The sequence below is a fragment of the Glycomyces buryatensis genome (genome assembly GCF_004912275.1).
GTDB classification, from domain to species: Bacteria; Actinomycetota; Actinomycetes; order Mycobacteriales; family Micromonosporaceae; genus Glycomyces; species Glycomyces buryatensis.
This window is the reverse complement of the sequence record NZ_STGY01000021.1, coordinates 18,153-43,648: the sequence shown is the minus strand read 5'-3', so window position 1 is coordinate 43,648 and position 25,496 is coordinate 18,153. Positions and strand designations below refer to the sequence as shown.

Annotated in this window: 23 protein-coding genes, 1 tRNA gene and 2 pseudogenes; 16 read left to right on the top strand and 10 right to left on the bottom strand. The window is 68.2% G+C overall.

Annotated features, from left to right (window positions below):
* Window positions 1–112: 112 nt before the first annotated feature.
* The gene (locus tag FAB82_RS05190) at window positions 113–1,846 is read right to left on the bottom strand and encodes a carbohydrate-binding protein (protein ID WP_211116384.1); all 1,734 of its coding nucleotides are present in this window, start codon (window positions 1,844–1,846) and stop codon (window positions 113–115) included.
* Window positions 1,847–2,077: 231 nt separating this feature from the next.
* On the opposite strand from FAB82_RS05190, the gene FAB82_RS05185 reads away from it, so the two are divergent.
* The 8 genes from FAB82_RS05185 (at window position 2,078) to FAB82_RS05150 (ending at window position 10,510) form a co-directional block, all read left to right on the top strand.
* The gene (locus FAB82_RS05185) at window positions 2,078–3,103 is read left to right on the top strand and encodes a LacI family DNA-binding transcriptional regulator (protein WP_136533481.1); all 1,026 of its coding nucleotides are present in this window, start codon (window positions 2,078–2,080) and stop codon (window positions 3,101–3,103) included.
* Window positions 3,104–3,163: 60 nt separating this feature from the next.
* Window positions 3,164–4,417, top strand: coding sequence for a sugar ABC transporter substrate-binding protein (locus tag FAB82_RS05180; RefSeq protein ID WP_136533480.1), 1,254 nt, complete (start codon window positions 3,164–3,166; stop codon window positions 4,415–4,417).
* A 17-nt stretch (window positions 4,418–4,434) separates the two neighbouring features.
* Window positions 4,435–5,421 carry a carbohydrate ABC transporter permease gene (locus FAB82_RS05175; protein WP_136533479.1) on the top strand — a complete coding sequence of 329 codons (987 nt, stop codon included), beginning with the start codon at window positions 4,435–4,437 and terminating at the stop codon, window positions 5,419–5,421.
* On the top strand, window positions 5,418–6,236 hold the full coding sequence (locus FAB82_RS05170; RefSeq protein ID WP_136533478.1) for a carbohydrate ABC transporter permease: 819 nt from the start codon (window positions 5,418–5,420) through the stop codon (window positions 6,234–6,236). Before FAB82_RS05175 ends, FAB82_RS05170 begins: the two co-directional genes overlap by 4 nt.
* A 3-nt stretch (window positions 6,237–6,239) precedes the next feature.
* Window positions 6,240–8,150, top strand: coding sequence for a glycoside hydrolase family 127 protein (locus FAB82_RS05165; RefSeq protein WP_136533477.1), 1,911 nt, complete (start codon window positions 6,240–6,242; stop codon window positions 8,148–8,150).
* A 58-nt stretch (window positions 8,151–8,208) separates the two neighbouring features.
* Complete coding sequence (locus FAB82_RS05160; protein ID WP_246039449.1) at window positions 8,209–9,363, top strand: pyridoxal phosphate-dependent aminotransferase; 1,155 nt, start codon at window positions 8,209–8,211, stop codon at window positions 9,361–9,363.
* Between the two features lie 125 nt (window positions 9,364–9,488).
* Window positions 9,489–9,932: a hypothetical protein gene (locus tag FAB82_RS05155; protein WP_211116383.1), complete on the top strand. Its 444-nt coding sequence runs from the start codon at window positions 9,489–9,491 to the stop codon at window positions 9,930–9,932.
* Window positions 9,933–9,934: 2 nt separating this feature from the next.
* Window positions 9,935–10,510 carry a hypothetical protein gene (locus FAB82_RS05150; RefSeq protein ID WP_136533475.1) on the top strand — a complete coding sequence of 192 codons (576 nt, stop codon included), beginning with the start codon at window positions 9,935–9,937 and terminating at the stop codon, window positions 10,508–10,510.
* A gap of 18 nt (window positions 10,511–10,528) precedes the next feature.
* Here the strand turns inward: FAB82_RS05150 and FAB82_RS05145 are convergent, their stop codons facing one another.
* Window positions 10,529–10,852: a DUF3817 domain-containing protein gene (locus FAB82_RS05145; RefSeq protein ID WP_136533474.1), complete on the bottom strand. Its 324-nt coding sequence runs from the start codon at window positions 10,850–10,852 to the stop codon at window positions 10,529–10,531.
* Window positions 10,853–11,020: 168 nt separating this feature from the next.
* Here FAB82_RS05145 and FAB82_RS05140 point away from each other — a divergent pair, with 168 nt between their 5' ends.
* Window positions 11,021–12,649, top strand: coding sequence for an acyl-CoA dehydrogenase family protein (locus tag FAB82_RS05140; protein WP_136533473.1), 1,629 nt, complete (start codon window positions 11,021–11,023; stop codon window positions 12,647–12,649).
* Between the two features lie 44 nt (window positions 12,650–12,693).
* Here FAB82_RS05140 and FAB82_RS05135 read toward each other — a convergent pair whose 3' ends face one another.
* Window positions 12,694–14,478, bottom strand: a complete 1,785-nt coding sequence (locus FAB82_RS05135) for a hypothetical protein (RefSeq protein ID WP_136533472.1) — start codon at window positions 14,476–14,478, stop codon at window positions 12,694–12,696.
* A gap of 291 nt (window positions 14,479–14,769) precedes the next feature.
* Between FAB82_RS05135 and FAB82_RS05130 the strand changes: the two genes are divergently transcribed.
* Window positions 14,770–15,633, top strand: a complete 864-nt coding sequence (locus FAB82_RS05130) for an NAD(P)H-binding protein (RefSeq protein ID WP_136533471.1) — start codon at window positions 14,770–14,772, stop codon at window positions 15,631–15,633.
* Window positions 15,634–15,637: 4 nt separating this feature from the next.
* Window positions 15,638–16,045 carry a nuclear transport factor 2 family protein gene (locus tag FAB82_RS05125; RefSeq protein WP_136533470.1) on the top strand — a complete coding sequence of 136 codons (408 nt, stop codon included), beginning with the start codon at window positions 15,638–15,640 and terminating at the stop codon, window positions 16,043–16,045.
* A gap of 8 nt (window positions 16,046–16,053) precedes the next feature.
* On the opposite strand, the gene FAB82_RS05120 is transcribed toward FAB82_RS05125, so the two are convergent.
* Window positions 16,054–17,025 carry a helix-turn-helix transcriptional regulator gene (locus tag FAB82_RS05120; RefSeq protein WP_136533469.1) on the bottom strand — a complete coding sequence of 324 codons (972 nt, stop codon included), beginning with the start codon at window positions 17,023–17,025 and terminating at the stop codon, window positions 16,054–16,056.
* 133 nt (window positions 17,026–17,158) lie between these two features.
* Here FAB82_RS05120 and FAB82_RS05115 point away from each other — a divergent pair, with 133 nt between their 5' ends.
* A complete protein-coding gene (locus FAB82_RS05115; RefSeq protein ID WP_136533468.1) occupies window positions 17,159–17,554 on the top strand; it encodes a RidA family protein in 396 nt (131 codons plus the stop codon).
* A 165-nt stretch (window positions 17,555–17,719) separates the two neighbouring features.
* On the opposite strand, the gene FAB82_RS05110 is transcribed toward FAB82_RS05115, so the two are convergent.
* Window positions 17,720–18,490 (bottom strand): SDR family NAD(P)-dependent oxidoreductase, encoded by a 771-nt coding sequence (locus tag FAB82_RS05110; protein WP_211116382.1) that lies wholly within the window; start codon window positions 18,488–18,490, stop codon window positions 17,720–17,722.
* A gap of 46 nt (window positions 18,491–18,536) precedes the next feature.
* Between FAB82_RS05110 and FAB82_RS05105 the strand changes: the two genes are divergently transcribed.
* Window positions 18,537–18,899, top strand: a complete 363-nt coding sequence (locus FAB82_RS05105; protein ID WP_136533466.1) for an ArsR/SmtB family transcription factor — start codon at window positions 18,537–18,539, stop codon at window positions 18,897–18,899.
* Between the two features lie 31 nt (window positions 18,900–18,930).
* Here FAB82_RS05105 and FAB82_RS05100 read toward each other — a convergent pair whose 3' ends face one another.
* Together FAB82_RS05100 and FAB82_RS05095 are read right to left on the bottom strand one after the other, a co-directional pair.
* On the bottom strand, window positions 18,931–19,185 hold the full coding sequence (locus tag FAB82_RS05100) for a DUF397 domain-containing protein (protein WP_136533465.1): 255 nt from the start codon (window positions 19,183–19,185) through the stop codon (window positions 18,931–18,933).
* Window positions 19,148–19,990 (bottom strand): Scr1 family TA system antitoxin-like transcriptional regulator, encoded by an 843-nt coding sequence (locus FAB82_RS05095; RefSeq protein ID WP_168801424.1) that lies wholly within the window; start codon window positions 19,988–19,990, stop codon window positions 19,148–19,150. The genes FAB82_RS05100 and FAB82_RS05095 overlap by 38 nt, the downstream gene beginning before the upstream one ends.
* Before the next feature lie 258 nt (window positions 19,991–20,248).
* On the opposite strand from FAB82_RS05095, the gene FAB82_RS05090 reads away from it, so the two are divergent.
* On the top strand, window positions 20,249–20,581 hold the full coding sequence (locus tag FAB82_RS05090; protein WP_136533463.1) for a hypothetical protein: 333 nt from the start codon (window positions 20,249–20,251) through the stop codon (window positions 20,579–20,581).
* A complete protein-coding gene (locus FAB82_RS05085; RefSeq protein WP_136533462.1) occupies window positions 20,574–20,855 on the top strand; it encodes a hypothetical protein in 282 nt (93 codons plus the stop codon). Before FAB82_RS05090 ends, FAB82_RS05085 begins: the two co-directional genes overlap by 8 nt.
* Window positions 20,856–20,993: 138 nt before the next feature.
* On the opposite strand, the pseudogene FAB82_RS05080 reads toward FAB82_RS05085, so the two are convergent.
* Window positions 20,994–22,901, bottom strand: a pseudogene (locus tag FAB82_RS05080) (glycoside hydrolase family 127 protein); the annotation flags it as partial.
* A gap of 107 nt (window positions 22,902–23,008) precedes the next feature.
* Window positions 23,009–23,881 (bottom strand): annotated as a pseudogene (locus FAB82_RS05075) (family 43 glycosylhydrolase); the annotation flags it as partial.
* Window positions 23,882–24,429: 548 nt separating this feature from the next.
* Between FAB82_RS05075 and FAB82_RS05070 the strand changes: the two are divergent.
* Window positions 24,430–24,503, top strand: a tRNA-Pro gene (locus FAB82_RS05070).
* A gap of 63 nt (window positions 24,504–24,566) precedes the next feature.
* On the opposite strand, the gene FAB82_RS05065 is transcribed toward FAB82_RS05070, so the two are convergent.
* Window positions 24,567–25,460, bottom strand: a complete 894-nt coding sequence (locus tag FAB82_RS05065; protein ID WP_136533459.1) for a LysR family transcriptional regulator — start codon at window positions 25,458–25,460, stop codon at window positions 24,567–24,569.
* Between the last annotated feature and the right edge of the window lie 36 nt (window positions 25,461–25,496).

The window sequence follows — 25,496 nt, the reverse complement described above, 5'->3', positions numbered from 1 at the left end:
CCCCTTCGGACACAACTGAACAGATCGAGCAACGTCCCATCTCGACAATCGAATAGGAAGGGGCGGGTGGCCCTGCGCTGCGGCCACCCGCCCCTTCCCCTTGCCGCTTATGTCAGGACAGCGTGATCCGGTCGAGTTCGGCGTAACCGGTGCCGCCGTCGAAGTTCGGCGCGCCCTTCGCCAGGCGGATGATGTTGTAACCCTCCCGGAGGGACACGGTCACGTCGGTGGACTCGAACTGGCCCCAGCCGGCGGTCGGTTCATACGACACCTCGGTGAAGGCGCCGCCCGTCGCCAGGCCGTGGGTCGAGGTCGCGCCCGTGCCGTTGGCGTAGTCGATCGTCATGGTGTAGTCGCCGGCCGCGGGGACGTTCACGGTGAAGTCCACGAAGGAGTCCGAGCGCATGTCGGCGTCGCCGTCGATCTGGCCCACGTAGTACCCGTTCGAGGCGCTGTCCGAGCCGAAGGTGTTGGCGTTGACGACGGTGGCGTTCTCGGCCTCGTAGACCTGCTGCCAGTCCGTGGTCGGGCCGCCGGCCGGGGTGATGAGCAGCTGGTAGACGGCCGTGGCGTCCATGTCGTCCACCGGGACCGAGATCTGGCCGCCGGAGACGTCCATCGTCGTCTCGCTCACGACGGTGGGCGCCTCCACCGCGGTGTTCCGCCCGGAGCCGGGGGTGGAGGTCACGGTCACGTCGACCTGCTGCGAGCCGAGGGCTTCGAGCCCGGAGACGTCGACGGTGTTGTCTCCCCAGTCGCCGCCGAAGATGGTGTTGACGATCTGGCGGCTGGAGTCGTAGGAGGCCACTCCGTCGATCCAGCTCTCCGGGGTCGTCTGCACGATGTTCCCGGTCATGTCCGCGTACCAGCGGTACATCCAGTACGAGGCGGTCGGCCGGTTCCCGTCCACGGTGAACAGCCCGTCGAAGGTGCCGGCCTCGAACCAGTACGCGCGGTGGGCCTCGCGGGCGCCGTGGCGCTCGAAGACGCTCATCCAGTGCAGTGCCACCGACGGGATGTCCATCTCGTTGAAGCTGTTGTACTCGTTGATGGCGATTTCGCGCGGCTCGATGCCGAGCGATTCCTCGATGGCGCGGTAGTCGGCGACGTGGTCGTCGAAGGCGTTCCAGTTCCCGTCGTCGAGCTCGTGCCAGACGATGACGTCCGGCAGCGTGTTCGTGTCGCGGGCGTGCGTCATGAAGTCGAGCATGTCGTCGTGGCGGTAGACCGACGGGCTCGGGCCCACGATCGGGGTGACGTCATCGATCGAGCGCACCAGGTTGTAGGTGCGGGTCCAGCCGTCGTTGAACGATCCGGCCTCCTCGGTGTCCCACGTCCAGTCCGGCTCGTTCCACAGCTCCCAGCCGTGGACGTTGGTCAGGTCGGTCCGCTCCAGCCGGTCGTTGACCTGCTTGGTGACCTTGGCTTCCCAGTCGTCCCAGCCCTGCCAGTCGTAGGGGAAGGTCGGGTAGATGTCGGGCATCCGGATGAACTGCTGGGCGCCGGCCCTGGTGATGTTCTGCCCTACATCCATCGAGTCGCAGCACGGTTCGGTCGCGCCGTTGCCGAGATGGGTGGTGCCGGGGGCGGGTTGGGTGAAGCTGGTGGGGTTCAGCGGCAGCAGCATGTCGGTGGTCGGCTGGGTGTCCGAGCCGACGCCGTAGAGGCCGCCCGCGGCGACCTGCGTGGCCGGGCGGACCGTCTGGCTGACGTCGACGCTGAGGGTCAGGCCCTCGGCCTGCGCCGGGAGGGTCGCCCCGACGACGGCGGCGCCGACGCCCAGGGCGAGGACGCTCAGACCGGTCACCGCCCTACTCATTCTGGTGCGCAGCATTCTGCGTGGCATGGTCTCTCTCTTCGTTGAGTGTGTGAACCGGTTCGACGATCCGGTTGGTTGAAGACGCTAATATCGAACCCCGTTCGATGCAAGTACTTCTATATAACGAAAAGTTATCGCAGGTAAATAACATCGAGAGCGAACTTGTGTTCGCCGACACGAGAGGTTATGCTTCGAACCGGTTCGACGCATCGGGCCGATTCGCAGGGCAGTTTCGCCAGGCCGAGGAAGGAGACCGCCGTGGTCAATATCGGGGACGTCGCCCGTGCCGCCGGGGTAGCGCGCTCGACCGCGTCCTATGCGTTGAGCGGCAAGCGCTCCGTCTCCGACGAGGTCCGCGACCGGGTTCGCCGCGTCGCCGCCGAGCTCGGATACACCCCCAATGCCGGGGCCCGGGCGCTCGCGACCTCCCAGTCCAAGGTCATCGGGCTGCTGGCCCAGTTCCTGCCCGACGAATTCGCCCCGGCCATGCTCCAGTACATCCAGGGCGTGGCCAATACCGCCCGCGACGCCGGCTACGACATCCTGCTGGCCTCGGACCCCGACGGGCCCGGAGCGCTCAAGCGCATCACCGACTCCCGTATGGTCGACGGCGTCGTCCTGCTCAACGTCGCCGAGAACGACGACCGCCTCCCGATCCTGCGCGCCGCGCCCCAGCCCGGCGCCCTGGTGGGACTGCCCGCCGACTGCACCGGCGTCGACGTCTTCGACCTCGACTTCGAGGAGGCCGGCCGCGCCATGGTCGAGCACCTCGACCGACTCGGCCACCGCGAACTGATCCTGGTCTCCCAGCCCGAGCACGTCATCGAGCGCGGCGGCGCCTACGTCTGGCGACTGCAGAACGCCGCCCTGGAGACCGCCAGGAACCGCGGCATCACCCTGCACGCCGTCCACGGCTCGTCCGCGCAGCCCGAGATCGGCCGCGAACTGCACGCCCTGCTCGACTCCCGCCCCGGCGCGACCGGCCTGCTGCTCAACAACGAGGCCGCCGCCGCGGCCCTGCCCACCGTCCTGCACGAGCGCCGGTTGTCCGCCCCGGGCGACCTCTCCGTCCTGGGCCGATACTCCGACGAGTTCGCCCGGACCTTCTCGCTCCCGTTCTCCTCGATCGAGAGCGCCCCGGACCGACTCGGCCGCATGGCCGTGCGCCAACTCGTGCGCCGCATCGAACACCAAGCCCCCGAAGGCGAACCGTACGTCGTCCGGTTCGTCTCACCAGAACTCGTGGACCGGGGCTCGACCGCCCCGCCCCCGAACCGGCACTGAAACCGCCCGACCCTCGGCCGGCCCCTCGCCGACCGAGGCCATTGTTCAAGGAGGAACAAGATGCAACACTCAAGATCCCGATACCTGACCCGCTCGGCCCTGGCCGGGGTCGCCGCCGGGGCTCTCGTTCTGGCCGCCGCCTGCTCCTCGGGCGGCGACAGCGGTGGTGACTCCGACACCTTCACCTGGTGGGACCCCTACCCCCAGCACGAGGAAGGCTCCGAGTGGGCCGAGCGCGTCGCCGCCTGCGGCGAGGAGGCCGGCGTGACCATCGAACGCACCGCCACCGACACCACCGCGCTGACCAACCAGGCGCTCCTGGCCGCCCAGGAGGGCACCAGCCCCGACATCATCCTGGCCGACAACCCGGCCGTCTCGACCCTCGCCGAGACCGGCATGCTCTCCACCGTGGACGAGCTCGGACTCGACGTGTCCGGTGTGGACGAGAACCTGCTGGCCGCCGGCGTCCTGGACGGGGAGACCTACGGGATCCCGATCGGCGCCAACACCCTCGCCATCTACTACAACGCCGACATCCTCGAAGCCGCCGGCGTCGACCCGGCCTCGGTCACCGACTGGGCCTCCCTCACGGACGCCCTGGCGAAGGTTACCGATAACGGCGACAAGGGGATCACCTTCGCCGCCACCGGAACCGAAGAGGGCTCCTTCCAGTTCCTGCCCTGGTTCTGGGGCGCCGGCGCCGACCTCACCCAGCTCGACTCGCCCGAAGCCGAGGCCGCACTCGGCCTGTGGAAGGGCTGGCTGGACGAGGGCTACGCGCCCAACTCGGTGATCACCAACTCCCAGAACACCACCTGGGAGGAGTTCCTCACCGGCGAGTTCGCCTTCGCCGTCAACGGCACCTGGCAGGTCAACAGCGCCGCCGAGGCCGGCTTCGGCACCGGCGTCATCCAACTGCCCGGCCAGAACGGCGGCGTCGCCCCGGCCCCGACTGGCGGCGAGTTCATCCTCGCTCCGGTCCAGACCGACACCGACCGGTACGACACCTCGCGTCAGATCGTGGAGTGCATGACGACCCCCGAGGGCTTCGTCGAGACCGCCACGACCTTCGCCTACTACGTGCCCCCGACCGTTGAGGGCCAGGACGCGCTGCTGGAGGCCGAACCCGAGCTCCAGCCGTGGGTCGACGCCGTCCGCGCCGCCAAGGGCCGCACCAGCGACAACCTCGGCACCGACTACCCGGTGATCTCCGAGGCGCTGTGGACCGCCATCCAGAACGCGCTGTCGGGCTCGGCGAGCCCGGCCGACGCGCTCGCCCAGGCACAGGCCGACGCCGCAGCGGCCACCGAGTAGTACGGAGCCAGAACCTCATGACCACGACTTCGGCCACGGTGTCCGAGCGTGCGTCCGGCGGCAGTGCGGCGGACTCCTCGTCCGCCGCACCCGCCCGCCCGCGGCGCCGCCGCCGGGTGGCGCACGCGGCGCGGCGCTGGACCGCGTTCGGCTTCGCCGCGCCGCTCCTCGCCTATCTGCTGGTGTTCTACGCCTATCCGCTGTGGCGCAATATCGACCTGAGCGTCCACGACTACAACGTCCGCGCGTTCGTCCAGGGCAACGCCGAGTTCGTCGGGTTCGACAAGTTCGTCGAGGTGTTCACCGCCGACTCGTTCCCGACGGCCCTGCTCAACACCGCCGTGTTCACGCTGGTGTCGATCGCGTTCCAGTACGGGATCGGGCTCGCCCTGGCGGTGTTCTTCCACTCCAGCTTCCGCCTCTCGGGAGTGCTGCGCGCACTGTTCCTGGTGCCGTGGCTGCTGCCGCTCATCGTCTCGTCCTCGACCTGGGCGTGGATGCTCAACTCCGACCACGGCATCATCAACTCCGTCCTGGAGGCGTTCGGCGGCAGCCAGATCAACTGGCTCACCTCCCCGGACACCGCCCTGACGGCCGTCATCATCGCCAATATCTGGCTGGGCATCCCGTTCAACCTGGTGATCCTCTACGCCGGACTCCAGAACATCCCCAGCGAGGTCTACGAGGCCGCCGCCCTGGACGGCGTCACGCCCTGGCAGCGGTTCTGGCGCATCACCTTCCCGCTGCTGCGCTCGGTCTCCGGGATCACGCTGCTGCTCGGGTTCATCTACACGCTCAAGGTCGTCGACGTCATCTGGGTCATGACCACCGGCGGACCCGGCGACGCCTCGCTGACGCTGTCGGTGTGGTCCTACCGGGAGGCCTTCGGCACCGGCCAGCCGGACTTCTCGCCCGCCGCCGCGATCGGCAACCTGCTCATCGTCATCGCGCTCGTGTTCGGATTCGTCCACTTGCGCCTGCAACGGAACGGGGACAAGTCATGACCCGCCGCCGCCCCTGGTGGAAGACCGCCATCGGCATCGTCCTCACCGCGTTCATGCTGTTCCCGGTGTACTGGATGGTGAACGTCTCGCTGACCGACGCGGGCGACCTGCGCCGCTCCGACCCCAGCTGGTTCCCCTCCGCCCCGACCTTCGACGGGTACACCGCGGCGCTCGCCGACCAGCTGCCGTCGCTCGGCACCAGCCTCCTCATCGGACTCGGTTGCATCGCACTGACAGTGGTGATCGCCGCCCCGGCCGGCTACGCGTTGGCGATCCTCAACCTGCGCGGCGGGCGGTCGCTGAACTTCCTGCTGCTGGTCGCCCAGATGGTCCCCGCCGTGGTCATGGCGATGGGCTTCTACGCGATCTACGTGCGGCTCGGCCTCCTCAACACGGTGTGGGGCCTGATCGTCGCGGACTCCACGATCGCCGTGCCCTTCGGCGTCCTGCTGTACTCGACGTTCATGATGGGCATCCCGCGCGAGCTCATCCATGCCGCCCGCATGGACGGCGCCGGGGCCTGGCGCACCTTCACCCAGGTGGTGCTCCCGGTGAGCCGCAACTCCACGCTCACGGTGTCGCTCTTCGCGTTCCTGTGGGCGTGGTCGGACTTCATCTTCGCCTCGACGCTCAACCGCTCCGGCGAGTTCATCCCGATCACCCTCGGCATCTATCAGTACATCGGCAATAACACCACGCAGTGGAACGCCATCATGGCGACCGCCGTGGTGGCCTCCCTCCCCGCGGCGATCCTGCTGGTCGTCGCCCAGCGTTATGTGGCAGCGGGCGTGACCGCCGGCGCCGTGAAGGACTGATACGTGGAAGCGAACGCCTCGACCCGCCCCGTCCCGGTCGCCCCCGCCGGCGCCCGGCGCGGCCTCGGACTTGACGAACTGCGCCTGCACGACGGCTTCTGGAACCGGCTCCAGCGGAGGAATACCGACGCGACGCTCCAACACTGTCTGGAGTGGATGGAGAAGCTGGGCTGGATCGCCAACTTCGACCGGGTGGCCGACGAGGACACCGGCGGGGAGCGCCCCGGCTGGCAGTTCTCCGACTCGGAGATCTACAAGCTGATCGAGGCCCTGGCCTGGGAGTACGGCCGCACGGGTGACGGGTGGGCGAACCAGACCCTGGAGGACCTGGTCGACCGGATCGCCGCCGCGCAGGACGAGGACGGGTACCTGGGTACCTGCTACGGCCATGCGGGCCAGGCGGATCGCTACTCGGACCTGGAGTCGGGGCACGAGCTGTACTGCATCGGGCACCTGCTCCAGGCCGCGGTCGCGCGGGTTCGCACCGTCGGCGAGGACAAGCTCGTCGAGGTGGCCCGCCGGGCCGCCGACCACGTGTGCCGCAAGTTCGGCTCTGAGGGCCGCCAGGGCTTGTGCGGGCACGCCGAGATCGAGGTCGGCCTGGCCGAGCTGGGCCGCGCGCTCGGCGAGCCCCGCTATACCGAGCAGGCCCGCCTGTTCGTGGAGCGGCGCGGCCACGGCAGGCTCAAACCCATTGCGCTGCTTGACGCCACGTACTTCCAGGACGACCAGCCGGTGCGCGAGGCCGAGGTTTGGCGGGGGCACGCGGTGCGCGCGCTGTACCTGGCGGCCGGGGCGGCCGACGTCGCCGTCGACACCGGCGACGGCGAACTGCTGGACGCCGTCGCCCGCCAGTGGAGCCGCACGGTCCAACGCCGCACGTACCTGACCGGCGGGATGGGCTCGCGCCACCAGGACGAGGGCTTCGGCGAGGACTGGGAGCTGCCGCCCGACCGCGCCTACTGCGAGACGTGCGCCGGGATCGCCTCGAACATGGTGTCCTGGCGGCTCTATCTCGCCACCGGCGAGGTCCGCTACGCCGACCTGATGGAACGCACCTTCCACAATGTCATCGCCACCTCGCCGAGCGAGGACGGGCGGACCTTCTTCTACGCCAACCCCTTGCATCAGCGAGAGGCCGCGGCCGACGTGCGCCCCGGGGAGGTCAACCCGCGCGCCGAGGGCGGCGTGCGCGCCCCCTGGTTCGACGTGTCGTGCTGCCCGACGAACCTGGCGCGCACCCTCGCCTCCTGGCAGGCCTACGCGGCCTCGGTCGAGGAAAAGACGGTCTCGCTGCTGCAATACGCGGCGGGGGAGTTGCGGGTCGCGGTCGCGGGCGGCCACTTGGCCCTGCGCATCGACACCGCCTATCCGCACGAGGGCACCATCCGCCTCCACATCATCGAGGCGCCCGGCGGCGAAGTCGGTTTGCGCCTGCGGGTCCCGCACTGGGCCGATGGCGCCGAACTCACCGACGGCACCGAAACGGAACGCGCGCAACCGGGTTGGGCCGAGGTCCGCCGTGTCTTCAAAGCAGGCGACGAGCTGATGCTGACCCTTCCGGTCCAGCCGCGCTTGACCTGGCCCGACGAGCGCATCGACGCCCAGCGTGGATGCGTGGCGGTCGAGCGCGGGCCGCGGGTGCTGTGCGCCGAGGCCATCGACCTTCCCGACGGCTGGTCCCTGGAGGACATCCGGATCGACCCGGACACCGAGCCGCGCCCGGAGGGAGACGGCGCCACCGTCAGGCTCTCCCCGGCGCCTCCCGAACGGACCGCCCATGGCCATCCGCCGTACCGCTCGACCCGGCCCATCCCGGCCGAACCCGACTGGCGCGAGGTCCGGCTCTCCCCGTACCACCGCTGGGCCCAGCGCGGCGGCACCGCCATGCGGGTCTTCCTCCCGGCCGTCTGAAGCGGCGGTGCACCGTGTGCGGTGCACCGCGCCGCCCTTCATGGGAGGATCGGGACCTATGAACGCACCCGGCCAGGCCCGCACCACCGTCTTCACGCAGATGTCGGCGCTCGCCATGCGCCACAACGCGATCAACCTGGGGCAGGGCTTCCCCGACGAATCCGGCCCCGACCACATCATCGAGGCCGCGGCCCTCGCAATGCGCGACGGCCACAACCAGTACCCGCCCTTGGCCGGCATTCCCCAACTGCGCCAAGCGATCGCCGACCACCAGCGCCGCTTCTACGGACTGGAGCCCGACACAGAGGACGGCATCGTCGTGACCGCCGGGGCCTCCGAGGCCACCGCGGCCGCGATGCTGGCCCTGGCCGGCCCCGGTGACGAGGTCATCGCGCTCGAGCCGTACTACGACGCCTACAAGGCCTGCGCCGCCATGGCCGGGGCGACGCTGGTCCCCGTCAGGCTGGAGGCCCCCGCATACCGGCTCGACGCCGAACGCCTCCGCGCGGCGGTCGGCCCCCGCACCCGCGTGCTCCTCATCAACTCCCCGCACAACCCCACCGGGACCGTCCTGGAGGAGACCGAACTCGCCGCCATCGCCGAACTCGCGGTCGAACGCGACCTGATCGTCGTCACCGACGAGGTCTACGAACACCTCGTCTTCGACGACCACCGGCACCGCCCGCTCGCGTCCTTCCCGGGCATGTGGGACCGCACCGTCACCATCAGCTCGGCCGGGAAGACCTTCTCCGTCACCGGCTGGAAGATCGGATGGGCCAGCGGCCCCGCCGACCTCATCGCCCGCGTCAAGGCCGTCAAGCAGTTCCTGTCCTTCGCCTCCGGCACGCCGTTCCAATACGCCATCACCGAGGCGCTGAACACCGGCGACGACTACTACCGGGACTACGTCGCCGGATACCGGGAAAGGCGCGACTTCCTCGTCGCCGGGCTCGCCGACCTCGGCTTCACCGTGACCGAGCCCCAGGGCACCTACTTCGTGACCACCAGCGCCGCACCCTTCGGCGCGAAGGACGGCATGGAGTTCTGCCTGGACCTGCCCGAACGCTGCGGCGTCGTCGCCATCCCGAACCAGGCCTTCTACGCCGACCCCGACGCGCCCCGGCCCGAGGTCCGCTTCACCTTCTGCAAACCGCTGCCGGTGCTCCAGGAAGGCCTGGACCGTCTCCGCCGCGGACTTCACCGCGCCACCTGACATTTGTCATACAGACCCGTGACGGATCCACTCAAGCGCATTGGAATCCGTCACTACCAGGGACTCCTCGCCCCTGCGAGATTGGGAGGTGACAAGCACACCGGCCCGAAACCGAGGAGCCCTCAATGCACCCTTCGCCACCGCGCACCGAACCCGCCAACGACCACCACCACCACGGCGCCCCAAGCAAGCGGCGCTTCGCCCTGCACTACCTCGAGATGGCCGTCGCCATGCTCGTCGGCATGTTCGTCATCGGCGGCGCCCTGCGCGGCGTCCTGGCCCTGGCCGACATCGAATTCGGCATGGCCACCCACCCCGAACTGGCCCTGCTGGAAATGGCCGTCGACATGGCGCTCGGCATGGTCGTCTGGATGCGCATCCGCGGCCACGCCTGGGCCGGCACCCTCGAGATGGCCGCCGTGATGATCGCCCCGGCCCTCATCGTGATCGTGCCCCTGCGGCTCGGCGCGATGGACGGCGACGCGGCCATGCTCGTCGAGCACGTCGCGATGTTCGCCCTCATGTTCCTGGCGATGCTGCGCCGCCGCGGCGAATACGGGGGCAGGTAGCCATGAGCGCCATCGAATCCCGACCCGATCGCACCGGGTGGTTCCGCTGGATCCTGCGGCGCTGGCCCACCGGCCTCGCCCTCGTCGCGGCCTTCCTGGTCCTGGGGAGCGGCGTGAGCGCCGAGACCCAGTCCAGCCTCGCCGAGCTCATCCCGCTGCTGTCACTGGAGTACCTGCTCATTGCGGCGCTGGGGCGGCGCCGCCTGTCGTGGCCGGTGGTGTTCGCCCTGTCGGCCGTCATGACCGCGCTCCAGATCATCGGACTGGTCCGCCCGTCGCTGGTCTTCGCGGTCCTCGCCCTGGCGGCGCTCGTATGGGGCGCGATCGACCGGCGCCTGCTCAGGGACGGCATGTTCCGCCTCCAGGCACTGGGCATGCTCGGCTTCGGCGCGCTCGCGCTGGTGGCCTTTACCGTGGACGCGGACCTGGCCCGGTATGTGATCGCCGCGGCCTGGCTCGCCCACGGGGCATGGGACATCGTCCATCACCGGCTCGACCGGGTCGTCTCGCGCTCCTATGCCGAGGCGTGCGGAGTCCTGGACGTCCTGATCGCGGCCGGACTGATTTTCCTCGTCTGAGGAGAAGCGGCGTCCGCCCTAGGCTTCGGCGGGCGCCGCGGCCTGCTCGGCGGCGCGGAACTGCTCGCGCTTGTAGCGGTGGAACACGAAGGGCGCCAACGGCACCACTGCGCACACCAGGGCGAGCAGCGTCGTCCCGAATCCCCAGGCGAGGCGGCGGCGAATGAAGAGGGTGGCGACCACCAGCAGCACGAACAGAACGCCGTGCAGCATGCCGAGCTGCTCGACCAGGTCGATGCTGGAGACGCGGCTGAGGAGCGATCCGAACACCAGCAGCAGCACGAAGGACCAGCCTTCGGCGAGCGTGAGCATGCGGTAGCGGAAGACGGGATTGGCGATCATGCTGTTCCCTTAATGTGACGGCAGTGGGTGTTGCTCGCATCGTAGGACCGCCCGGGCGCCCCGCCCCGCGAGAGCGGCCGCGGCGTGGGCGCTGCCACCACCGCGACGATCTTTCCCCGCACCCGCCAGGGGGTCTACGATTTGGGATCCGTCGAGCAAAGGAGCGCGATGACCGGTTCCGCCGAGACCCACGCCGTCACCAACCAGCCGCCGCCCCTGGTGGACCGGAACCTCTTCGACGCGAACACGCCGCTGCGCGAGGCCGCCGAATGGTCCGGCGCCGGCTGGATCGCCGAGCGAGCCCGCGAACTCGGAGGCGTCCTGGCCGGCGCGGACGCCGCGCGCTGGGCCGAGGAGGCCCACCAGTACTCGCCGGTGCTGCGCACCCACGACCGCTACGGAAACCGCGTCGACGAGGTCGACTTCCACCCGTCCTGGCACCGCTTCATGAAGCTCGCCGTGGAATCCGGCGCGCACGCCATGCCTTGGGCCGAACCGAAACCGGGCGCGCACTCCGCCCGCGCGGTCCTGCTCTCGATGCTCGCCCAGACCGAACCGGGCCACTGCTGCCCGATCTCGATGACCTACGCCGCCGTCCCGGCCCTGCGCGCGAGCCCGGACCTGGCGGCCGAGTGGGAACCGCGCATCACCGCCAACGTGTACGACCCGGGCCTGCGGCCGCCCCGGGAGAAGGCCGGCGTGCTCGTCGGCATGGCCATGACCGAGAAGCAGGGCGGCTCCGACGTGCGGGCCAATACGACCGCGGCCATGCCCTCGGCCGACGGCACCTACCGCCTCCGCGGCCACAAATGGTTCTGCTCGGCACCGATGAACGACGCGTTCCTCGTCCTCGCCCAGGCACCCGGCGGCCTCTCCTGCTTCCTGCTCCCAAGAGTCCTACCCGACGGCACCCGCAATGCGATCCGCTTGCAGCGCTTGAAGGACAAGCTCGGCAACCGCTCCAATGCCTCCGCCGAGATCGAACTCCACGACGCCGTCGCCCACCTCGTCGGCGAGGAGGGACGCGGCGTGGCCACCATCATCGAAATGGTCAACCACACCCGTCTTGATTGCGTCATCGCCACCGCAGCCGGGATGCGCCAGAGCGTCGCCGAGGCCACCTGGCATGCCGCACACCGCAATGCGTTCGGCAAGCGCCTGATCGACCAGCCGCTCATGACGCAGGTCCTCGCCGACCTGTGCGTCGAATTCGAGGCCGCCACGGCCACGATGATGCGCCTGGCCTCCGCCTACGAGACCCCGGCCGACGCCCCGTTCCGGCGCCTTGCGACCGCCGTGGCCAAGTACTGGGTCTGCAAACGCGGCCCGGCCCACGCCGCCGAGGCCCTGGAATGCCTGGGAGGCAATGGATACATCGAGGAGGCGCCGCTGGCGAGGCGGTACCGGGAGCAGCCGCTCATGTCCATATGGGAGGGATCGGGGAACGTCATTTGCCTCGATGTGCTGCGAGCGCTGGCGACCGCCCCGGAGGCCGCGGAGGCCTTCTTCGAGGAAATCGAGGACGAGGGCGAGGACGCGCGGCTGGGCGCCCATGTCAAGCGGCTCAAGCAGCTGATCAAGGGCGGGGTGGACCAGGCGAACGCCCGAAGGCTGACCGAGGACCTGGCGCTGGCCCTCCAGGCGGCGCTGCTCATCCGCCACTCGCCCAATGAAATTGCGGACGCCTTCTGCGCCGCGCGGCTGGGACCGGAGCGGGGCTTGAACTACGGAGCGGTTCCGACTGCGGCGGCCGCGTCGATTGTGGAGAGGCACCTGCCCGGCAACGTGATGTCGTAGGTCGGCAGCGGCGGCCCGGGAGGCCGAACCGCCGCTGCCGAATCTCACCAGTCCGGGGGATTCCAGGGAATGCCCAGGGCCTCGGCGCTCGCCTGCGTGCCGCCGCAGATCCGGGAGACCGACTTCGGATCGGTGGTCCGGAAGAGATCGGCGATGCCGTCCACAAGTGAATTGATAGCCGCGTCGTCCACCTCGGCGGCATCCGGAATCTCGGCCGAGTACGCGAATTGGAGCCAGGGCCGCCCGGACTTGAAATCAGGAGGTTCGGGATAGCTCACGGTCAGCCGCATCGTGGACCGGTCACGATTCCAGGAGTTCGACCAGTAGAAATGGCAATCCCAGCGGCTCAACAGCTCCGGTTCGGCCCGCAGCCGATCCTTCAAAAGCCGCGCGGCCCGCAGGGCGGGCCACTCCCACGAATAGTCCGCATCGGCGCGGGCGACCTCGGCATCGTAGGCGCCGGCGTCGAAACTGAACCGTTCTGCCAATTCCTTGTTCCGGTGGGTATGTTCGACCTTCCACTCCACGCGTCCCGCCTTCGAGTCGCGGCGGATATCGGCGAGCAGGACCCCGCAGCAGTCCGCGTCGCATTCCGCCGTCGCAAGTCGAACGGCATGCAGTTCCGGCTCCGCCCGGAGTCCCTTCATAGCGAAGTTGTCCGGGAAGCCGCTGTCGAACATGCGTTTCACCAGCGGAACGCCGTCCGCGAGCAGGTGCGCGTGGACGCCCTCGTAGCCGCCGGGCACGGTGGTGGAGTAGCGGATCGCGAGCCCGGGCGGGAAATCGTCGCTTTCGCGTCGGCACTGGGTGATCCGCCGAAAGAGCCAGATCAGCGTGCTATCCGCCGGATCCGCTTCCATTGCCGCTTGGACGGTCGCCATGGCGTCGGGCGCGAGCAGCATCGCGCGCAGATTTCCCGTGACCGCCGCCCGCTGATCCGGCGTGAAACCCAGGAACGCGCTGTGGCCGTACAGGAGATCGTCCCGAAGCTGTACCACCGCGACCAGGGAGTCGGGCAGTTCACCGAACAGTTCGGCATCCGCCGAAGCGGCGGCCAGAATTGCGGCGATTCGCTGGTTTCTCTTGAGCCACTGCGGGGTATGGGGCCGGAGACTCGTCATTCGGAGGAGGGCGACCACTTCCGCCGCCGACAGGGTGTCCAGCAAGGCATCGATGGCCTCGCCGGAAACACTGCCGAGCGGATCGGTGTAGGTTCGCTGGTCGCCTCCCAGGCTTCGCGACGCCAACCAATAGAGCGTCGCCGCAGAGTTCGCCACACCCCGCAGCGCCACGGTGACGCGGTACCCGAAGTCGCCTTGCAGCAATGCGATCTCGCGAAGCATTTCGACGTCCTCGTCCTGGACGACCGGTGCCATGAGCCCGAGCCCGTTTTCGACTTCAAGCCCGGTGACACCGTTGCGCAGGAGATGAAGGGCGATGGTCCGCATTTCGTCGGGATCCAGCCCGAGATCGTGCTCCGCCGGATCGACCTTCAAGCTCCAGTGAGGTTGCAGACCGCGCAACCATTCACTGAGAAGTTCGAGATCGTCAGGATTGCCGGAAGCGGACGCCCGCACCATGTCGTGCAGTGCCGCCCTGTTATCCCTACTGGACCGTGTGGCGGCTTTGATATCGCTGCGTCCGTTGGAGTTTTGATCTTCCACCGGAACCCCTGCGCCAGGCCGAGGCTCCGATGCGTCCTCGCGGAGCGCCGTGACGGCATCATCCGGAATCGGTTCGTCGGGGTACAGAAGGTGGAGTGCGCGAATGCGCTGGTGAAGGGGAACGAGGTCGGAATTGAGCGCACTGCGCCCGCCGGACCGCGTCATGAACCCGAAGTACTCGTTTCGTTGAACATCATGGCTTCAAAATACAACAACTGGGCAATACCGCACACCCTTGTCTCCATGGGGAATCGGCGTGGTCGACCTGGACCGCGGTAATGGCCTGGTGAAGCGGGCCAATCCATACGCCCTGCGTCGTACCCCGCCCTGAAACGAACCCCTCGGGGGTATCGGCGACTGCCGACGTCGGGCCGATGATTTCGTCCCGAGCCGGCGGCAGGCTTGGGGAAGTCGAAGGAATCTCCTTGGGCAGCACCATGATTGGAGCGAAGACTCTTGATTCTCGTAACCGGTGCCACCGGGACCGTCGGACGAGCGCTGGTGGCCGCGCTCGTCGCTCGGGGAGCGGACGTCCGCGCCCTCACCCGAGATCCCGCCGGCGCGAAGTTTCCCCAACCCGTCGACATCGTCGGCGGGAACCCGAAGCGGCCGGACACCGTTGCCGCCGCCCTCGAAGGCGTGGAGGCCGTGTTCCTCAACTCGCGGGCGATCGGCGACGCGGTCGGCGAGTTCGCGGACCTGGCGAAGCGAAGCGGGGTCCGCCGCCTGGTCGCGCTGGCCGCCTACAACGTCGAGCATGACCTGGCGTTGCAGCCGTCCCGGTTTTTCGGCGACCGCAATCGGGAATGTGAGGCCGCGGCCGAAGCGAGCGGCCTGGAATGGGTGAGCCTGCGCCCGGACGTTTACGCCAATATGGCGCTGCCGCTGTGGGGCGGGCAGCTGGCCCGCGGCGACGAGGTGGTGTGGCCCTATCCCGACTTTACCGAGGCCGCGATCGACCCTGGGGACGTCGCCGAGGTGGCCGCCCGCGCGCTCGTGGACGACGATCTCCTCGGCACGAAGCCCGTCCTGACCGGGCCAGAGGCGATCAGCCACACCGCCATGGTCGAGGCCCTCGCCGAGGCGACCGGCAGGCCGTTGCGCTACCGGGAACAGCCGCTGCTCGAATTGGTCGAGCAGTTCGCCGCGATTGGACTGCCGGCGGCATTGACGGCGTCGTTCATCGCCCGCTACGCCGCCCTTGAGGGCCAACCGGCCACGGTCACCGGCGAAGTCGAACGCATCCTCGGTCGCCCCGCCCGCTCCTACCTGGACTGGGCGCGCGATCACGCCGCCCTCTTCTCTGATGGAAAGGACTGATCCAATGAGGACGTTCGACGGCACCGACCCCGAGCGGTTCATCGCCGACTTCTACATCTCCTTCACCGAAGAACTGCTGAGCAGCGACGAGGAGCCGGCCGCAATCGTCGACCGGTACCACACCGCGGACGTCGTCGAGTTTGCCGATGGGCACCGCATCGACCGGCAGAAGCTCATCGATCACACGCGCCCGGTCCGAAAGAACCGGCCCACCCTTCGGGTGGAAGTGCACGAGGCCATCGCCGACGGCGACCGGATCGCCGCCCGATACACGCTCCACGCCTCGCAGCGCGGCAAGAACGTCTCCACCGAGGTCTACTTCTTCGGCCGATTCACCGCGGACGGGCGATTGCGCGAGGCGAACATGCTCACCCGCGCGGTCCCCACCGACGACTCGACTCCGGGACCCTGAACGTCCGATCAGGACGAGTCTCCGTACCGGGCGGCCATCGCGGTGGCGCGGTCGTACAGGGCGGTCCGCAACGACTGCGGGGCAAGGGCTTCCGCGTTCGTGCCGAGCTGCCACAACGCCCATTCGGCATGTCGTGCATCCTGGAAGGTCACCTCCAGCCGCAGCCGGCCGTCCGCGTCGGATGCTTCGGCACGGACGGCCACTGCGGAGTTCAGGAGTTCTTCCCGCTGCTCCGGGTTCACCCGTACCAGCACGGTGAGATGGCCTTCGGACAGGAACTGCGCGCAGCGCTCCTGCCAGATCCGGTCCAGATCGACCCGGTTCTGTCGCTGCGCCGGTTCGGGGAGCTCCTCGGCGGCCAATATCCGCGACAGCCGGTAGGTGCGGTCCGCCCCGGATCTCGTGGCCAGCAGGTAGATCCGATCGCGCACGGTGACCAGGCCGATCGGGTCCACCGTGCGCCACCGCGGACTCTGGTCCGTGGCCGCGTAGTGGATGCGCAGCCGGTGTCCGGCCAGCACCGCGCGTCGGACCTCGACCATGGTGGCGTCGGGTACCTCCTCAATCGCCAGCCGACGTGAGAGCAGGTCGGTCTCCGGCTCGACGAGCAATCGCCCGGCCGCGTCGCTCGCGCTGGACCGATGGCTTTCGGGCAGCGCGTCGACCACCTTGCGCATGGCCGAGGCGAGCGCCGAGCCGAGACCGAAAACCTGTTCGTCGCGCCCCGATCCGGCGGTCAGCAAGGCAATGGCCTCGTCGTGGTTCAGCCCGGTGAGCTCGGTCCGGAAACCGGGCAGCAGCGCAAAACCGCCGTGCCGACCGCGCTCTGCGTAAACCGGAACGCCCGCCGCGGAAAGGGCTTCGATGTCGCGCAGCACCGTGCGGGTGGAGACCTCCAGCTCGCGGGCCAGCGCGGTCGCGGACAGCCGGCCGTGCTGGCGCAGCAGTAGGACCAGGGATACCAACCGGTCGGCGCGCATGCGAAAACTCTACAGGAATACCTGACACAGGATGTCGTGATTTGTTGGGAGGCTTGTCAACAGGGCGTCAAAGACGGTGGCAACCGAGCCGCTGGACGTACGTCTCGATGAATCGAATGGAGCCGATGTGGCGATGGAACGAACGGCAGTCAACCCGGTGACGTGGTCGGTGGAGATGGGATTCAACCAGGGCGAGATCGTCTCGGGGCACACCCGGACCCTGTACTGCTCCGGACAGACCGCAATGGACGGCGACGGCAAGCCCCAGTACGACGGTGACATGGCCGCGCAGTTGGCGCTGAGCCTCGACAACCTGGAGGCGGTGCTCAGTGAGGCCGGGATGTCTCTCGCGAACCTGGTGCGGCTCAATGTCTACACCACCGACGTCGACCTGCTGTTCCCGAACTATGGCGTGCTCGCTTCGCGGCTGGGCGCCGCCGGGGTGGCACCGACCACCACGATGCTCGGGGTGACACGGCTGGCGATCCCCGGCCAGATGGTCGAGCTGGAGGGAACCGCCGTCGCGTGATCGCCACGCTCCCTGGGGGCTGAGTATGAGGCCCCGGCCGGTAGCTCAGGCCGGGGCTTCATGCCCGATACCCACCCTCCCTGAGGACCGAGGCCCGCCTCCGTATCCTGCGGCGGCACCTCGATCAGTGCCCCTCGGCGGGCGCTTGTCGGTGAAGTTGAGCCGTCAGGTCAGTTCGAGTCCGCCGTCGATGGTGAGGACCTGTCCGGTGAGCCAGGCGGTGTGTGCGCCCGCGAGCTTCTGGATCCATGCGGCGACCTCAGTGGGGTCACCGCGGCGGCCGAGCGGGATGCGTGCTGCCTCGCCGGTTTTGATCTGGTCGATGACCGTGTCCGGGAGGCCGGCGGCGATCAGGGCTTCGCTTTCGGTCGGCCCGGGTGCCACTGCGTTGACCCGGATGCCGTCGGACGCCAGTTCCAGCGCCCAACTGCGAGTCAGCTGTTCGAGGGCGGCCTTGGACGCGCCGTAGTGACCGGCACCGGCCGCCGGCCGGTGTCCGAAGGTGCTGGAGACGTTGACGATCGCTCCGCGGGAGGCTTTCAGATGCGGTAGCGCCGCGCTCGCCAGCAGGCTGGGCGCGACGACGTTGACGGCCAGCAGGTGGGCGATGCCGGTCGCCGTGGCCTGAGCCAGTGGCATCGCGGCGAACACCCCGGCATTGTTGACCAGGACGTCGATGCGGCCCCACCGGTCGAGGGCGGTTTGGACAATCGCCTCGGGGGCGTCGTTCTGAGTGACATCGATGGGGAACGACGCGATGGCGGGATGCTGTGCGGCGCTTGACGCGAGGGCGTCCGGCCGGCGGCCGACCCCCAGAACGTGAGCACCCGCGTCGGCGAACGCGGCCGCGGTGGCGCGTCCGATTCCTGATCCTGCTCCGGTCACGATCACGACCTGGTCGGCGAAGTGACGGTTCGTCGGTTCTGATGCGGGCACGGCAACCCCAATGTTCGATGTTTGTCGATTATCGAACGAAGGTAACATGAGGAGTATGAGAGATCCGCAGCATCCCGACCCGAGCGACATCATGCTCACCCGCGTGCTGGCCGCGCTCAGCGACCCGATCCGGCTCGGGCTCGTCCGGCTACTGGCGGACGGCCAGGAGCGCGGCTGGGGGGAACTTCGGGCACCAGTGGCCAAATCCACCTTGAGCCACCACCTGAAAGTCCTGCGCGACGCGGGAGTCACCCGGACCCGCCAGGAAGGCACCCGCTGCTTCGTTCAACTGCGCCGCACCGACCTCGACAACCGGTTCCCGCAGTTGATGGAGGCCCTGCTATCCGTGGCGGCCACCGACGACATCGGCGGAGACGTCACTGCGGCCAGGCGGGACGCCCCGCGGTAATGCCGTTGCCACCGAACCCTATAGGATTTCGCTAGGCGCGCGCGGCTCGCAGGAGACCGATGAGGTCGGCGGCGGCGAGGTCGAAGATCGGGGAGTCGTTGCCCAGCTTGGAATCCCGCACGTGGATGCCGTCAGAGTCGTTGCAGGCGGCGAGTTCGACGCAGCTGGAGTTGTTGTCGCTGCCGCTACGGGTGCTCTTGCGCCAGGCTCGACGCAACTCGACGCAATCGGAGTTGTTGTCGCTGCCGCTACGGGTGCTCTTGCGCCAAGCCGTCACGTCGGTCATCGAGGTACTCCTTCAGCGTGATCGATTTCCCCAGGAGGATTCTCCAGAGGTCATCGTAACGCGCGATGCGGTCGGTCTCCTCGATGCACCAGCTGTCGTCCCACACCTCCGTGTACACGAATGCCGGGCCGCCGAAGTCGGCCCCGTCGGCGCGGTAGATCGAGAACGCGCCCCCGCCTTCCGGGTGCAGCGCGGAGACGATCCTGATCTCCCAGTTGGGAAGCGAGTCGAGATAGCGCAGGCGTTCGAGCTGCTCGGTGCGGTCGGCCTCGCTGAGGAACCGCAGGTTTCGCAGGGCGGTCTCGCTGATGAGGAGCACCACCTTCTGGTTGTCGGTCCGGGCCAACAGGGCGTTATATCGCTCTACCTTGAACAGCCAGCCTCGGTTGAGCTGTTCATCGGTGGTGCCTTCGGCCTCTCCCACGATGTTGAAGTGGTAGGCCTTGGTCTGGGCGATGCCGGGGATGAAGAGCGGTTCCCACTTGTGGATCAGGCCGTTGTACATCTCGGCGAACTGAAGGCAGAGTGCGTTGAACCGACGGTCGCTCTGGAAGTTCTTCCTGGATTCGTTGCGGGCGATCTCCTCCATGTAGTCGCTCAGCTCTTGGGGGATCTTGAGGAACTTGGCCAGCGCCAGGACCTCTCCGACCGTGGGGCACTTCTTGCCCTGCTCCCACCGCCCCACGGTCTGGTAGTTCACCGCCATGAAGGCCCCGACCTGCCTCTGCGAGTAGCCCCGCTTCTGTTCCCGGTAGTAGTGCTCCACCCTGCCGGGGAACCACTTTGCGAGGTGCGATTGCGCCATCTTGTGCTGCCTCTCCATCGAAGTGCTTGCACCGTACGGTCCTCCCATGATGACACTGCGTTGCCGATTCGCATTCATCTGTCAGTGCACGTCATTCCGCATTAGTGCCTCAATTTTCGTCAATGACGTTGTGGTCCTCAAAGGCTTGGATGGAATACCCGGCAAGTAAAGATGCTGGTCAGGGGCTTGCGCTGCCTTTAGGTTGGAGACATCGCGAACCATTGGAATCCTGATGGTGTCTGAAGTGGAGGTAATACGATGAGCAGACCGATCCCGACAGGCGGACCCGGCTCCGACCTGTTGGAGCGTGGCCGATTCTCAGACGGCCGAACGCGTTTCAACGTCCGGGCCTCCAGTGTCGATGCGCCGGAATCGTTCCAGGTCTACGTGGAGGGGAACCGCGCGGACATCGTCCTGATCGTCTCGGGCCTGGGCACTGAGCACCTGCACGCCACCTGGGGTGAGGGCTGGCGATCCTGCCAGAAGGCCTGGAAGACGTGGGCCGAGAAGGCGGCGTTCCAGGTCTTCTACAACGGCCACCACCGCGGCGGCCCCGATGCTCCTGGGGTGGTGAGGGTTTGTAATGGCTAAGACCGCCTTCGACCTTCCGCCCGGCGGGGAGCGCCGCATGGGGTCGTTCAAACGAGGCCCGGCCGCCTTCACCCTCTTCAAGATCAGCGGCCACCCGGCTCCGAACCGCTATCGCGTCGACTGCGATGACGGCAACGGCCTTAACGAGGTCTGTACCTTCTCGAACAAGCCCGGCGAGTCGGCCAGATGGCGCGGCGCCTGGAACGGCGATGAATGGTGCCCGTGGATCGAGGAGCAGGCCCGCAGGCTCATAGCCAAACCCGAGAAGAACTAATCAAAATTTTGGGCCCCCGGTTCAAAAACCGTGCCACTGGGGTCTGACATGAACTGCTCCGCGGCCCAGCGACTGAACCTCGGGGGCCGCGGAGCTCACTCGATACCCGATTCGAGTGGTCGCCGTCGCCTACGGGGTGCCGCTCGCTCCGGGGGCGTTCCAGTACACGGTGTAGTTGTGGCCGTGGGCGTCGTAGAACGGCGCGAGACGCACCTCGGAGCCGTCCGCGGTGGCGGTGAACTCCAGTGCGTCCTCGCCGGTGCGCTCGATCGTGTCGGCCTCCAGGGTGGGCAGGGTCGCCGGTTCGGCGTCGCCGTAGTCCCCGGAGAGGACCACCGGTCCATAGACGACCGCCGAGACGTTCGCGTCGTCATTGGCCGCGCGCACGGCGATGCCCATCGGCAGGGTGACGGTGACGGCGTCCCCGTCGGCCCAGGCCCGCTCGACGGTCGCGTAGGAGCCGGGCTCGACGGCGATGTCCTGGTCCTCGCCATTGACGCTGACGGTCGCGCCCTCGGTCCACGCCGGGATGCGGACGCGCATGGCCCAGGTCTGCCCGGCGCCTCCGGAGACGGTGAGCGTGGTCGTGTCGGCCACCGGGTAGTCGGTGGTCTGGGTGACGGTGACGTCCTGTTCGGACCAGGTCAGAGTGGAAGGGGCGAACAGGTTCACGTACAGGCCGCCCTCGTCGTGGGCGTAGATGGAGTCCATCAGCTTCATGTGGGTCTCCAGGCCCGTGCCCTGGCAGCACCAGAACGAGTTGTAGTCCGTGCTCCAGGTGCCGCCGCCCCACGCCGGTCCGACGCCGCGGCGGCCGCCGGGATTGAGCGGGGTGAAGTAGGTGATGTGCCCGTGCTCGTCGGCCGGGTTCTGCCAGCCGATCATGTGGCCCAGCAGCGCCTGCTCGTAGAAGTCGAAGTATGCCGGGTCCGGGTCGATCGTCCACAGTTCACGGGTCAGCCGCAGCATGTTGTAGGTGTTGCAGCCCTCGCAGGTGTCGTCGGCGAGGTACCCGGCGATGGCGTCGGGCGCGCGGAAGTGCTCGGCCTGGCTGTTGCCGCCGATGGCGTAGGTGTGGGCGTCGACGACGAAGTGCCAGGCGTTCGTCGCGATGTCCAGGTAGCGGGCGGTGCCGGTGGCCTGGTACTCCCGCGCGGCCCCGACCCACTTGGGCACCTGGGTGTTCGCGTGCAGGCCATTGAGCTCGTCCCGGCCCGCCGCCAGCGGGTCGAAGACGGCGGCGTGGTCGAATCGCTGTGCGGCCGTGAGCCACCGCTCGCCGCCGTCCTGAAGATACAGCTCGGCCAACACGTCGTTCATGCCGCCGAACTCGGTGCGCAGCACCGACTGCATCTGGCCCGAGTCCAGTCGCTCGGTGCGCCAGTCGACCCAGTCGGCGAACGCCAGCAGCACGTCGCGGGCCTGGGTGCTCCCCATGTAGCGCCACACGTCCAGCAGGCCGGCCAGGGTCTTGTGGAGGGCGTAGTAGGGAACGTTCCCGTTGCGCAGCGAGCCCGATTCGAGCAGGTCGAACTCCGACTCGGGGAAGCCCGAGAGGTAGCCGGGGTTGAACCCGGCCGCGGCATTGTTGTCCTGGCACTTGGCCAGTTCTGCGACGAAGTATTCGGCCTTGTCGCGACATTCGGTGTCCCCCAACACGGCCCAGGCGTAGGACCAAGCGGTGAGGAAGTGTCCCTGGAAGTGGGTGCGGAACGGGAATGCCGGGTCATCCCATCCGCCGTTGGACTGCGCACCGCCGGTGGAGAGGCCGTGGTTGGAGCGGAAGTTGTAGAGCAGCCGGTCGGCGTCGACGAATCGCAGATAAGACAGGGTGCGGTCCTGATTGCCCTTCCAGCGGCCGGCGCCCAGCTGGACCTCGCCCATCTGGAACGGGCTGGCCAGGGCGCCGATGTCGGCCCGGGCCGCCGGGACGGCCGCGCGGGCGTCACCGGTGGTCGCGACGGTGGCGGCTCCGCCGGCGGTGACGACCGCGGCGGCCCCGGCGGCCTGGATCAGCCGGCGGCGGCTGAGGGATGCATGGGACATGGAAACTCCTCAAGGGATGGTGGCGCGGGCCGTCGGAGCCGGCCCGCGCCGCGGATAGATCGATCGGTGGCGCGGAAAGGGGCGTCGGCCGCCCGGCCCGCCTGCCGTCAGATGGGGTCGACGCCCTCCAGCGTCGGCACGACCGGTTCGATCGAGCCGTCGGCGTTGAATTGGAGGTGGTCGATCATCGTTTCGCGGTGGGTGCCGTCGCCGTCGGGGATGGCGAAGCGGTGGTAGGCGATGTACCACTCGTCGGTGCCCGGCACCTGGAGGACCGAGTGGTGGCCGGTGCCCAGGATGCCCTGGCTCGGGTCCTTCTGCAGGATCGCCCCGACCCGTTCGCTCCACGGGCCGGTCGGGGAGGATCCGGTGGCGTAGGCGACCTGGTAGTCCTCGGAGCGGGTGTCGTTCTCGGACCACATGAAGTAGTAGGTCTCATCGCGCTTGACCACGAAGCTGCCCTCGTTGTAGTCCGTCGGCTGGTAGGTCTGCACCTGCTCGGCGTCGAAGGAGATCATGTCGTCGTTCAGCGGCACCTGGTGGGCCGAGCCCTGACCCCAGTAGAGGTATGACTGGCCGTCGTCGTCGGTGAACACGGCCGGGTCGATCATCTGGCCGCCATAGCTTCCGGCCTCGACGAGGGGGTGGCCGAGGGCGTCCTCGAAGGGGCCGGTGGGCGAGTCCGAGACGGCCACGCCCAGTTGCTTGCTGGTATTGCCGCTGGCGAGACCGCCGGAGAAGTAGAAGTAGTACTTGCCGTCCTTCTCGGCGATGCCCGGGGCCCAGGCGCTGTTGTCGGCCCAGGAGACGTCGGCCTCCAGGTCCAGGATCACGCCGTGGTCGGTCCAGTTCACCAGGTCCTGGGAGGAGAAGGCCTTGTACTGGGTGCCGCTCCAGCCGGGGTAGCCGTCGGTGGTGGGGAAGAGGTAGTAGGTGCCGTCGAACTCCACGAGGTTCGGGTCGGCGAACAGGCCCGGGAGGGTGGCATTGGCGCGCAGATCCGGCTGCGACTGTTGACCTTCCCCGTCGCTCTGGTTCGCCACGGCCGGGGCGGCGGGGGCGAACGCCAATGCGAAGCCCAGTACGACGGCCATTGCCGCCTTGAAGGTCACTCTCATGACCGTCTCCGATGCTGTCTCGAGTCTCGGCTCGGCGTTCCGGCCGAGATCAAATATGTGAGCGATAACAGAATCATGTTAGTCACGCACTCACATTATAGTCAAGAGCATAGATATGCGGATATAAGGATAAATCCATTTAGCCCGGCTGGACTGCGTTCAGTGTTCCCGTGGTCAACCCTGGCCGCTGAAGATCGCCCTGACGCAGTTCATTACCTCGACTGGGTCGGCCAGGGCCCGGCGTTCCAACCGACGACCCGAGCGTCGGCTTCACCGGGGGCGGCTGGTTCGTGCCCTACCCGTCCTCCGCGGAGAATTGCCTGCCCGGGGACGGGACGGTCAAAATCCCCAGCGCAAGCCATTGGTGCGACTGCTGTACCCTTGCTACGGCCGCCTTCCTGGACGGTCATCGGGACGTGGCGCAGCTTGGTAGCGCACCCGCTTTGGGAGCGGGGGGTCGTGGGTTCGAATCCCGCCGTCCCGACAGATATATACGAAGATGAATATGGCTCATCTTCAGTCGCCCACGCCCTGGAGGCGTCGACGCTCAGACCTTCTCCAAGAGTCTGCCGAGCGCAGGGTTGCCATGGCGGACGCGCCAGGCGGCATGCAGTTCCACGGAGTCTTCAGGGATGCCGTCGATGTCGAGGAAGACGAGGTTCGACAGGCGCAGCGTCGCCGCGGAGCTCGGGACCAGTGCGACGCCGAGTCCGGCGTTGACGACGGCGGCGACGGTGTGGACCTGGCTGATGTGCTGCACGTACCGCGGGTTGACGCGGGCGTGCTTGAAGGCGGCGACCACAAGCTCGTAGAAGTACCAGGCCTCGGATGGTGAGTAGGTCACGACGTCGTGCTCGGCGATGTCAGCGAGGCGAGGCGCTCGCCCGAGCCGGGTGAGCAGGTGGTCGCGCGGCGCGGCCAGCACCAGCGAATCGGTCGACACCAGGCGCGAGTCGAGCACGTCGGAGCGGGGGACCTGCCGCACCAAGCCGACCTCGATCTCCCCGGCGAGCAGGGCGTCGAGCTGCGCGTGGGTGACCATCTCACTCAACACCAGGTCGACTCCCGGCAGTTCGGCGGCAGCCACCGCGATCCAATGTCCGAGCACCGTCAGCGCTGAGACCGCCGTGAAGCCGATCCGGATGCTCCCCGCCGTGCCTGCGGCGACCCGCTGGGCCCGCAGCGGTGCGGTGTCGACCAAGGTGAACAGACGCCGGGCCTCCTCCAGGAACACTCGGCCCGCGGGTGTCAGCGCGGCCCCGCTGGCCGTGCGGTCGAAGAGTCGAAAGCCAATGGCGTGCTCCAGGCGCTGCACCTGGCGGCTCAGAGGCGGCTGCGTCATCCTCAGCCGCGCGGCCGCCCGGCCGAAGTGGCCCTCCTCGGCGACGGCTACGAAGCCCCGCAGCTGATCAAGGGTATAAGGGCTCTCACCAGCTGTCATGTCCTGAAGGTATCAGCTGATATCCAAAGAGTGTTG